This is a genomic window from Planctomycetota bacterium (assembly GCA_035574235.1).
Lineage (GTDB): Bacteria > Planctomycetota > MHYJ01 > MHYJ01 > JACPRB01 > DATLZA01.
In genome coordinates this window covers 1-10,879 of the sequence record DATLZA010000115.1, presented here as the reverse complement: position 1 = coordinate 10,879, position 10,879 = coordinate 1, and the positions used below count along the sequence as shown (strand labels likewise).

The 10,879-nt window shown below is 69.9% G+C and carries 9 protein-coding genes; 4 read left to right on the top strand and 5 right to left on the bottom strand.

The window, feature by feature from the left end:
• The first annotated feature begins 2 nt into the window (after positions 1-2).
• Genes purQ through VNO22_10490 form a run of 4 tightly spaced genes read left to right on the top strand, consistent with a single transcriptional unit; the run spans position 3 to position 7,102 of the window.
• Entirely contained in the window at positions 3-791 is a 789-nt protein-coding gene (gene purQ / locus VNO22_10505; protein ID HXG61798.1) for a phosphoribosylformylglycinamidine synthase I, read from the top strand.
• A complete protein-coding gene (locus VNO22_10500; protein HXG61797.1) occupies positions 788-4,879 on the top strand; it encodes a hypothetical protein in 4,092 nt (1,363 codons plus the stop codon). The genes purQ and VNO22_10500 overlap by 4 nt, the downstream gene beginning before the upstream one ends.
• A gap of 34 nt (positions 4,880-4,913) precedes the next feature.
• Entirely contained in the window at positions 4,914-5,753 is an 840-nt protein-coding gene (gene miaA, locus VNO22_10495) for a tRNA (adenosine(37)-N6)-dimethylallyltransferase MiaA (protein HXG61796.1), read from the top strand.
• Positions 5,750-7,102 (top strand): ectonucleotide pyrophosphatase/phosphodiesterase, encoded by a 1,353-nt coding sequence (locus VNO22_10490; GenBank protein HXG61795.1) that lies wholly within the window; start codon positions 5,750-5,752, stop codon positions 7,100-7,102. Before miaA ends, VNO22_10490 begins: the two co-directional genes overlap by 4 nt.
• A 12-nt stretch (positions 7,103-7,114) precedes the next feature.
• Here VNO22_10490 and VNO22_10485 read toward each other — a convergent pair whose 3' ends face one another.
• The 5 genes from VNO22_10485 to VNO22_10465 form a co-directional block, all read right to left on the bottom strand.
• On the bottom strand, positions 7,115-7,792 hold the full coding sequence (locus tag VNO22_10485; protein ID HXG61794.1) for a DNA polymerase ligase N-terminal domain-containing protein: 678 nt from the start codon (positions 7,790-7,792) through the stop codon (positions 7,115-7,117).
• A 6-nt stretch (positions 7,793-7,798) separates the two neighbouring features.
• The gene (locus tag VNO22_10480; GenBank protein HXG61793.1) at positions 7,799-9,151 is read right to left on the bottom strand and encodes a sigma-54 dependent transcriptional regulator; all 1,353 of its coding nucleotides are present in this window, start codon (positions 9,149-9,151) and stop codon (positions 7,799-7,801) included.
• Positions 9,127-9,918: an ATP-binding protein gene (locus VNO22_10475; protein ID HXG61792.1), complete on the bottom strand. Its 792-nt coding sequence runs from the start codon at positions 9,916-9,918 to the stop codon at positions 9,127-9,129. The genes VNO22_10480 and VNO22_10475 overlap by 25 nt, the downstream gene beginning before the upstream one ends.
• Positions 9,919-9,986: 68 nt before the next feature.
• Positions 9,987-10,412, bottom strand: a complete 426-nt coding sequence (locus VNO22_10470; GenBank protein ID HXG61791.1) for an ATP-binding protein — start codon at positions 10,410-10,412, stop codon at positions 9,987-9,989.
• A 73-nt stretch (positions 10,413-10,485) separates the two neighbouring features.
• A partial coding sequence (locus VNO22_10465) for a hypothetical protein (protein HXG61790.1) occupies positions 10,486-10,879 on the bottom strand: 394 nt, incomplete at its 5' end.

Below are 10,879 nucleotides of genomic sequence, written 5' to 3'. Positions count from 1 at the left end.
AAATGACGACTCCGAAAGCGATTCTTCTGCGCGCCGCGGGCACCAACTGCGACCAGGAATCCAGGGCCGCCTGCGAGAAGGTCGGCTTTCAGGTGGACGTCGTCCACGTCAATCGCCTTTTCGCTCGGCCCGAGCGGCTCAAGGACTATCATTTCCTCTTCGTGCCGGGGGGGTTCTCCTATGGGGACGACCTCGGCGCGGGAAAGGTGCTGGCCAATGAACTCAAAACGAAGCTGATGCCGGAGTTCCGGTCTTTCATCCGGGACGGGAAGCTGGTCCTGGGAGTCTGCAACGGATTCCAGGTGCTGGTCAAAGCGGGCCTGCTCCCCGACCCGTTCGACGACGGTTCCTCTTCGCAGCTCACGCTGGCGAACAACGATTCCGGGAAGTTCGAGGACCGCTGGATTTTCCTCAAGGTTTCGTCCGTAAAGTCCGAATTCCTTAAAGCGGAAGAAATCCTGGAGCTGCCCGTCGCCCATGGCGAGGGGAAGTTCCTCCCGCGGGATTCGGCGCTCCTGGACCGCTGGGACCGGGCCGGTCAGCTGGTCCTCCGGTACGTCGATCCGGAGGGGCGCGAGGCCGGATATCCCTGGAACCCCAACGGTTCGGCCGGCCACGTGGCCGGGATGTGCGACCCGACGGGACGGGTGCTGGGCCTGATGCCCCATCCGGAACGCTTCCAGGACGCGGTGAACCATCCGCGGTGGACGAGGAGAGGTTTGGAGATCCAGCCCGACGGTCTCAAGTTCTTCCTGAACGCCAGGGAGTATGTGAAGAGGAACCTCCTATGACGTTTCCCCGGGGAATCGCGCTCCGGCCCGCGGCGCTCCTGGTTCTGTGCGCCTCCTGCGCCGCCCCGGCGCCCCCGCCCCAGGCTCCGCCGCCCGCCGCCCCCGCCGCGCAGGACACGCCGCCGGCCTCCGAGAAGCCGCCCGCCGCCCCCGACAGCCGCGAAGTCCACAGCCCCCGCCGCCTTCTCGATGTCCCCGTGGATCGCGCCCGCCTGGGCGGAGCGCGGAGCGCCGAACTCTGGTATACCACGGACCAGGGTCAGAACTGGACCAACCACGGGGCGATCGACCCCGCGCGGCCCACGGCGGCCTTCCAGGCCCCGGCCGACGGCCGCTACGGCTTCCTGGTCGTGCCCGTGGGGCCGGACGGACGCCGCGAATTCACTCCCAAGGCGGGCGACCGCCCCGAACATGGGGTCGTCGTGGACACCGCTCCTCCGGTGGTCGAGGTCCTGGCCCCGAACGGCGGAGAGATTCTCGGGGCGGGGCGTTCCACGGTCGTTCGCTGGACCGCGCGGGACGCCAATCTCGCCCCGGCCGGCGTGCGCCTCGAGGTCTCCACCGAAGCGGGCGGACCCTGGATGGCCGTCGCGAAGGATCTTCCCAACACGGGGACGTACCACTGGGATCTCCCGATGGTCACCAGCTCGCACTGCCGCGTCCGCGTCGTGGCGCGCGATCTGGCGGGCCACGAGGGAGCGGATGTTTCGGATCGCGAGTTTACGATCGACGGCCTGGCTCCGGACCTCAAGATCGAGGGCCCCGCGGCGGCGCGCGAGGTTCCCGTGCGCCTGGAGTGGAGCGGCGGGGACGCCGGCGGCGCCGGCCTCAAGCGCGTGAGTCTTTACGTCACGCGCGACGGCGGCCGAACCTGGAAACACTACGGCGACGATGACGACCTGCAATCGCCCTTTCTCTTCCAGGATCTCGACGGGGTGTATGGGCTGCGGCTGGTGGGCGAAGACCGGATGGGAAACGCCCCGCCGGCCCCCGTTCCGGGGACGCCTCCGGCGGCCACGCTCGTTCTGGATCGAACGCCGCCCTCGGTGAAGCTTCTTTCGCCCCAGGGGGGAGGGTATCTGGGGGGCGTTCCGCTCGACGTGCGCTGGTCGGCCCGGGACAACCTCGACATGCCCGCCAACGGGGTCTCCGTGCATCTTTCGGAGGATGACGGCAAGACCTGGCGCGAGGTCGCCCGCGGACTGCTCAACGAAGGCGTCTACCGCTGGGTGCCTCCGAAGGCGGAAGGGACGGCCTACCGCCTCAAGGTGGCCGCCGCCGACTTCGCCGGCAACGTCGGCGAAGCGGTCAGCGACCGCTTCGGTCTGGACGCCGCGGTTCCGGAAGCGCGCGCCGTGGGGCCGGACCGGTCGGGAAGCCATTCCGTCCAGATCCTGTACGAGATCAAGAACCGCGGCACCGCGCCGATCCGGCGGGTAACCCTCTACTACCGGCCGGAAAACGTAAAGGAGTGGCTCAAGTACGGCGACGATCCGGACGCACAGTCGCCGATGCTCTTCGCCAAGGCGGACGGCCGGTACGCGATCTACCTCACGTGCGCCACGGAGCAGGGGCTCCAGGGCGGACCCGCGCAGCGGCCGCCGGAGGAGGGCACCGAACCGCAGCTCGTGCTCACGATCGACGCGACGCCTCCTCAGATCACGCTGGAAACCTTCGCGGGCGGCGGATACGTGCGGGCCGGAACCGCGGCGGACATCATCTGGAGGATGCTCGAGGCCAATCCGGACACCCGGGGGCTTTCGATCTTCCACAGCCCCGACGGCGGCGGCACCTGGAACGTCGTGGTCACGGATGTGGACCCGGCGCGCGGCGCCTATCGCTGGGTCGTGCCCTCGATCGGCGGCGCCCGCCACAAGATCCGGCTCGTCGCGCAGGACCGGTTCGGCCACCGCGCCCAGGCGGAATCCGAGCGGCCGTTCACGATCGACGCCGAGCCTCCCACGGTGAGTCTTCCCGAGCGCCCGTCCGGCATCACCCGCGCGGGCCGGCTTTCCCTCAAGTACAAGGCGTCCGATCTCACCTCGGGCGTCGAGCGCGTCACGCTTTACGGGAAGCCCCTTTCGGACCGCGGGCCGTACCGGGTCCTGGCGGAAAGCCGCGTGGCGGAAGGGACGATCGAGACCGAGGTTCCGGGCGAAGGCCTGTGGGGATTCCTCGTGGCGGCGGTGGACGGCGCGGGGAATCCTTCGGTCGAGCCCGAGCGCGTCCCGAAACCCGATTTTGTCGTGGGGTTCGATCGGACGGCTCCGAAGATCGAGCTTCGCAGCTTCGCGCTCCCCCAGGGGACGCGCACGTATCTCAACGCGAACTGGGAAGTGGAGTGGACCGCCTCGGACACGTTCTCGCCGTCCGAGCGGCTGGCGGTGCGGCTGGAGTATTCGGCCGACGGCGGGCGGACGTGGTTCGTGGCGGCGGCCCGGCATCCGAACACCGGAAGAGCCGACCTGCGGACGATCCTTCTGCCCGGAAAGCGGTATCGGCTGCGCGCCGTGGCGATCGACGAGGCGGGAAACGAGGGCGAGGATCTGACGGCGGACTTCGATCCCGGCGACATCCCGCCGCCGAGCCTCACGCTGCGGGGTCTGGAGGACGGGCGCCAGTATCCCCTCGGCGCCCAGGTCCAGGTGGTGTGGGCGTCGGCGGACCGGACGATCCGCGAGGCGTCGCTTGAGATTTCGAAGGACGGCGGACGGACGTGGAGCCTCTGGGCCTCGATGAGCACGTCGTCCCTTCGGGTGACGCTGCCCGACCGGGAGGGGCGCTATCACGCCCGGGTCACCGCGCGCGACTCGGTCAACCGCCCGATCAGTTCGAACTACGTGGCCTTCGAGGTCGTCACCGGCGTCGAGGCGGTCCGGCTGATCACGTATCCCTCCGTGGAGGCCGGCAAGCTCATGAGGGTTCTCATCGAGCCGAAGGCCGTGTTCCGCTCCGCCCGAGGGGTGCGGCTGGAGTTCTCGGAGGACGGCGCGTCGTGGCGGCCGATCTACGAGCCCAAGGGGCCGGACGTGACGTTCCTGGCCCCCGCGGTGGCCGGGGAGTACGTCCTTCGCGCGGTGGTGACCGCGCCGGACGGCCGCGAGTACGAATCTTCGCACGTCAGGCTCAAGGTCGTCGCTGCGGAAGGTGCGGCGGGGCTCAAGCTTCTGAACTTCCGCGGCGGCGAGGTGGTGGCGGGGGGCACGGGGCAGGTCCTTCAGCTCCGCACGGCCGCGCCGCTTTCGGATCTCCAAGTGGCGTTCTCCGCCGACGGCGGGGCGACGTGGAAGCCGGTGCCGCGGGAGGCGCTCACTCCCGTGGCGGGCGGTCTTCTCTGGAGGCCGGTTCCGTCGGTCACGAGCGGCCGGTGCCGCCTGCGGGTGACCTACCGCGACGCGGGCGGCCGGGAGATTTCGGACGAATCGGAGAGGGACTTCGCGATCGAATCGCTGCGGCCGGTGGCGGAAGTGACGGTCCCTTCCGGCGAGCGGACGGCGCCGGTGCGTCTGGAGTACAAGGTTCACACGTCGGAAGTCTCGACGGCGCAGCAGCTTCTTCTTTACGTCACCGAGGACGGCGGACGCACGTGGAAGCTGCATCAGACGTACGATCCGTCGAAGCCCGTGGAATTCGCGCCTTCCCGGCCGGGCGAATACGGCCTGTTCCTCGTGGCGCGGACGACGGCGGGTTTGCAGGGGGATCCGCCCGCGCCGGGGGCGCGGCCGCAGGCGGTCGTGCGGGTGCGGGGCGAGGGGCCGTCCGCCCCGCCGCCGGCGGCGGCGGGTCCGGTCCTTTGGACGGAACTGCCGGCGACGCTCAAGGGCGGAAGCACGGTGGACCTGCGCTGGACGTCCGGGGAGCCGGCGGCGAAGGCGACGCTCACCTTCGTCGCGGGCGGCCGCTCGGAAACGATCGCGCGGGACCTCCCGGCGTCGGGAAGCTTCTCCTGGACGGTGCCGCGCGTGGACGCGAAGGACTGCCGCGTGATCCTCGAGGCGGGCGGCCGCGAGGTCCGTTCCGCGGCGTTCGAGATCGATTCGAGCCCGCCGCGCATCGAGGCGGTGGAGCTGGAGCTTCCGCGGCGCTGAACGCCGTCCGGGGCGCTGCTATAATGCGCCGGCGGTGGAGCGTCCGATCATCCTTCTGGGGCAGACCGCCTCGGGCAAGCACGAAGCGGCCGAGCGGGTGGCCGACCGCCTGGGGTGCCGGCTGATTTCCATCGACTCCATGAAGGTCTACCGGGGCATGGACATCGGGACGGCCAAGCCCCGGCGCCGGACGGAATACCGCCTGATCGACATCTGCGATCCTTCCGAGAGCTACAACGCGGGGCGCTTCGTGCGCGATGCCCGGGCCGCGATGGCTGAGGGGCCGCGTCCGCTTCTCGTGGGCGGCACGGCGCTTTACTACAAGGCGCTCGCGTACGGTCTTTTCGAGGGGCCGTCGGCCGATCCCGCGCTCCGGGAGGAGCTCGTGGCGCTGGGCGCTCCGGCCCTTCATGCGGAACTGCGGCGGGTGGATCCCGCGGCGGCCGCGCGGATTCATCCGAACGATCTCAAAAGGCTCGTGCGCGCCGTCGAGGTCTACCGCAAGACGGGGGAACCCATCAGCGCCCGCCAGACGCAGTTCGCGCGCCGGACGCTGGAGGCGGACGTCTTCGCGATCCGGCGGGAGGACCTGCGGGATCGGATCGCGGCGCGGACGCGGCGGATGCTCGAAGAGGGGCTCGTGGAGGAGGTGCGTCGGCTTCGGGAGCGGCCGTGGGGGGCCGAGGGACGCCGGGCGGTGGGATACCGGGAGGTCATCGGGTACCTTGAAGGCCGATACGATGCGGCGGAGATGGAGCGGCTGATCAACCGCAACACGATGCGGCTGGCGCGCCACCAGGCGATGTGGTTCCGGACCTTCCCGGAGGTGCAATGGGTGAGCGGGGCGGACGAGATTCTGGAGCGGCTGCGGTGAGGCGCGCGGGGGGGCTCGGGCTCCTGGCCGCGGCCGCCCTGGCGTTCGGGGCGAGGGCAGGGGCGTCCCAGGATCCGGGAGGGCGGATCGAGCGGGTGGTTCTGATCTCGATCGACGGCCTGCGGCCGGAGTTTTATCTCGACGAGGCGTACGAGGCGCCGACGCTCCGGGAGCTCGTCCGCCGCGGGGCGCACGCCCGCGGGGTGGAGGGGGTGTTCCCGAGCGTGACCTATCCGAGCCACGCGTCTATCGTGACGGGGGTGCGTCCCTGGAAGCACGGGATTTACGCCAACACCCTCTGGACGGAGCGGGGCTCGACGCGGGACTGGCACTGGCACGCGCGGGATCTGCGGGCGCGGACGCTCTGGGACGCCGCGCGCGAGAAGGGGGTGCCCACCGCGATCACGTACTGGCCGGTGAGCGTGGGGGCGCGGGCGGACTGGGTGCTCGGCGAGATCTGGGATCCGGAGGGCCGGGAAACGGCGGCGCGGCTTCAGGCGGCGGCGACGCCGGGGCTGCTCCTGGAGCTCTGCCTGGCGCTGGGCGTGCCGCGGGAGAAGATCGCCGAGGACAAGTCGGCGATCGACGCGTTCGTCTCGGGCGCGGCGGCGTACGTCTTTCGCCGGTACCGTCCGGCGCTCCAGTTCGTGCATCTGCTGCAGGTGGACGAGGCGCAGCACCGGGAGGGGCGGGACGGCCCGGGCGTGCGGGACGCGGTGCGGCGGCAGGACGCGCAGGTGGCGCGGATTCTGGGGGCGGTGCGGGAGGCGGGGGCGGAGGGACGCACCGCGTTCGTGGTGACGGGGGATCACGGATTTCTCGACGTCCGCCGGCAGGTTCATCCGAATGCGGTTCTGCGCGCGGCGGGTTTTCTCGACGTGGAAGGCGGGGAGCTTCGTTCGTGGAAGGCGCTCGTGCGTTCGAGCGGCGGTTCGGCGGCGGTGTACGTCAAGGATCCGTCGGACGTGCCGCGGGTGGCGGAGGCGTTCCGCCGGTCGGCCCTGCTCGACGGCGAACGGCTCTACACGGTGCTGGAGCGACCGGAGCTGGACGCCCTGGGATACAACCCGGAGGCCGCGCTGGCCCTGGAGCCGGCGGACGGCTGGGCGATCTCGGGATCGCTGACCGGCTCGCTCGTCGAGGGGGCGCCCAGCGTCAAGGCCAATCACGGCCAGCGGCCCGGGCGTCGGGAGCTTCACACGGGCTTCGTGGCGGCCGGGCCGGGAATTCCGCCGGGGACCGTGATCGAACGCATGCGACTGATCGACATCGCGCCGACCGTGGCGCGATGGCTGGGGCTCGAGATGGAGGGGGTCGAGGGCGAGGCGGTTGCGGCGCTCGTCCGGTAGGATCCGGCGGCGTCAGAGGGGAACGGGGCGCAGGTCCAGGAGCTTGCGGGCCAGGCCGTCGAGGGCGGCGGCGTAGGCGCGGGCGGCCGTCAGCCACGGGTGCTGCCATCGCGCGGCCTCGGCGTCCAGGCGGCGGCGGACGTCGGGATCGGTCCGGACGGCTTCCCATTCCAGGTCCTGTCCGCGGGAGAAGAGATCCACCTGAGCCATGAGCCGGCGTTCCTCGCCGAGGAGCGCCTCGCGCAGGAGGTCGAGCTCCGGGGTCGGAGCCAGTCCGAGGGGATCGGCCTCGAGGATGCCGGCGGCGGCGCGGCGCACGTCGGCGGAGGCGTCGGCGACCGTCCAGGCCGGCTCCTCGGCGGAGCCTTCGGGGGAGGAGGCGCGCTCGAGGAGCACGCGCAGGCGGGTGCGGCGTCCGCGGAGGGCAAGCCGGATCCGGCGGGGGGTCCATTCCTCCACGGCGCACTCGCCGGAGTCCCAGAGCGTGACCCGCCCGCGCCGGTCGGTGAGCTCGCCTTCGAAGTCGAGATAGGTCTTGCGGTGGTCGCGGATCTGGCGGGCTTTCTGGGGATGCTGAAGGGAGGGGGTTTCCAGGCGCCAGGTCTTGAGGACCTCGCCCTGTTCGACGAAGAAATCGTAGTGGTCGCCCTCGCGGGCTCCCGTGTGACGGCTGATCGCGAAGCGGGGCATGGGCGGCTAGCTGAATCCGTAGCGCTTGATCTTCCGGTAGAGCGTCCGCTCGCCGATGCCGAGCATGCGGGCGGCCTTTTCGCGGTTGCCGTCGCAGAGGGCGAGCGCCTTGCGGATGCGTTCCTTTTCGCCCTCTTCGAGGTTGACCCCGCCGACGGCGGAGCCGGCCTCGGAAGGAGCGGGGTGGCGCACGTAGCGCGGGACGTCCTCGACGTCGATTTTCCCGTCCTTGTCCAGGACGACCATGCTTTCGATGCAATTGCGCAGTTCCCGGACGTTGCCGGGCCAGCTGTAGTCGTAGAGGAGTTCCATGGCCTGGGGGGTGATTTCCGGCGCCTTCTTTCCGTAGGTCTGGGAGAACTCGGCCAGGAAGTGCTGGACGAGGAGGGGCAGGTCTTCGAGGCGGTCGCGCAGGGGGGGCATTTCGATCGTCACGACCTTGAGGCGGTAGTAGAGGTCTTCGCGGAATTTGCCTTCGCGGATGAGGGAGGGGAGGTCCTTGTGGGTGGCGGCGATGAGGCGGACGTCCACCTTGATGGGTTCGTTGGAGCCCACGCGGAACACTTCGCCGTACTCGATGACGCGCAGGAGCTTGATCTGGACCGTGAGCGGCATGTCGCCGATCTCGTCCAGGAAGAGCGTGCCGCCGTGGGCGTACTCGAAGCGTCCCTTGTGGGTGTACATGGCGCCGGTGAAGGCGCCTTTCTCGTGGCCGAACAGTTCGCTTTCGAGGATCGTGTCGGAGAGGGCGGCGCAGTTGAGGGCCACGAAGTGGTTGCCGCGGCGGGGGGAGTTCGCGTGGATCGCGCGGGCGACGAGCTCCTTGCCCGTGCCGCTTTCGCCGACGATGAGGACCGTGGCGTTGGAGGGGGCCACCTGCCGGACGGTTTCGAAGACCGTCTGCATGGCCTCGCTGTTGCCGACGATTCCCTCCAGGCCGTAGCGTTTGTCGAGCTGGCGGCGCAGCTCGGCGTTGGAGCGGACGAGCTTCTGTTTTTCGACCGCCTTTCGGATCTTGGCGCGGAGGATGTTGAGGTCGATCGGCTTGTTCAGGTAGTCGTAGGCGCCCTCGTCCATGGCCTCGAGGGCCGTCTCGTAGGAGGGGTATCCGGTCATGACGATGACTTCGGTGTCGGGGGCGCGGCTTTTGATGCGCCGCACGAGGTCGATGCCGGAGAGGTCGCGCATGACGAGGTCGGTGAGGACCACGTCGAAGCTGTCCTGCTCGAGGAGGCGGGCGCCTTCGGCGCCGCTGGAGGCCACGGCGCAGGCGTAGCCGGCGCGCTCGAGGCTTTCGGCGGCGGCCTCGGCGTGGGCGCGGTCGTCGTCGACGACTAGGACGCGGACTTTTTCAGGCATAGGGTGAACGTGGCTCCTTCGCCCGGGCGGCTGTCGACCTCGACGGTGCCCTGGTGTTCCTCCACGATTTTCTTGACCATGGGGAGTCCGAGGCCGGTGCCGCCGGGTTTGGTCGAGAAATAGAGGTTGAAGATTTTGTCCCGGTGCTCGAGAGGGATGCCGGGGCCGGTGTCGCGGACCTGGAGGAGGACGTGCTCACCGTTGGATCCCGTGCGGACGGTGATCTCGCCTCCGTGGGGCATGGCCTGCTGGGCGTTGACGAGGAGGTTGAGGAGGGCCTGGCGCATGAGGTTGGGGTCGACCTCGACGCGGGGCAGGTCCGGGGCGAACTCGCGGCGGAGGCGGATGCGGGCGCGTTCGGCCTGGGGGGCGAGGAAATCCAGGAGCTCGGCGGCCAGGTCGTTGAGGTTGGTGGGTTCCAGGCGCAGGGCGTGTCCGGAGGCGAAGCGGACGAAGTCGGAGACGACGTTTTCCAGCCGTTCGGTTTCGCGCAGGAGGACGTCGATGCGCCGGCGGCCGCGCTGCTCGCGCTCGGTGATGGGATCCGCCCAGTCTTCGCGGAGGAGCTGGAGGTTCATGCGGAGGGTGGAGAGGGGATTGCGGATCTCGTGGGCGATGCCGCTGGCGATGGTTCCCACGAGGGCGGCCTGTTCCTGCTCGCGGATCCGGCGGGCGCGCCGCTCGGCGCGCTCGCGGGCCCGGCGGGCGAGGATCCAGGCGCCGGCCGCCCCGGCGGCGGCTCCGGCCAGGAGGCACAGGATTTCCATAAGGGCGCCAGGATTCTATCGGAGCGGGGACGTCAAGTCGAGGGAGGAGGGTTTCCGGGAGCGGCGCGTTACAGGAACTTGATCAGTTCCAGCTCGTTCTGGAAGCCCTTGCGGTAGACGTAGCTGATCTCGTCCATGATCTGCCGGATGAGGAAGATGCCGAGGCTGTAGCCCTTCTCGCGGGACACGCGCTCGGCGAGCTGGGTCTCGGTGAGGCCCCGGCCCATTTCGAAGACGTTGGCGGAATCCACGATCGTGGCCTTGAAGCGCACGTCGTCGATGTCCACGGTCAGGGTGATCTGATTCTGGAGGCCCTTGTCGCGGCCGTACTGAACGACGGAGCTGACCGCCTCGTCCACGGCCAGGATCAGGAGGTCCTTTTCGCGGCGCGAGAGGGGCACTTCCGCGAGGGTCTCGTTCAGGAGCCCCCGGACCTCGTTGAGGAACCGGGGATGGCAGGGCTTGGAAATCGTCTTCTGGATCAGCCTCGTCATCGGCTCCCTCCGTCTATATAGACGATGCGGGGCGCCAAAAGTTTATGAAAAAAATACATAAAATTTGGGTCCCTCAGGGCCCTCCCGGGGCCGCGTACTCGACCCGGAGGCGGGCGAACTCCCGGTCGATCCAGCGGCGCCCCTCGTCCTCCGCCGGCGGATCCGAAAGGAGGCTTTCGAAAACCTCCCCCCGCACCTCGGCGTAGGGCGCCGGACGGCCCGGCCGCGCCGCCCGCAAACGGATGACGGCGAAGAGATTCCCGGGGACGGCCTCGACCCCCGTGAACTCCCCCGGCTGAAGCTTCCGGATCGCCTCGAGCGTGCCCGGCCCCAGAGGCGGAGCCCCCGGCGGGCCCGGCGGAAGCCGGGGCGGAAAGACTTCCCTCAGGCGGCGCGGGCCGGCCCCGGCTTCCTCCAGAGCGCGGTCGAAGCCCGCCTCCCGGCAGCGGTCGGCGAAGCGGCGGGCC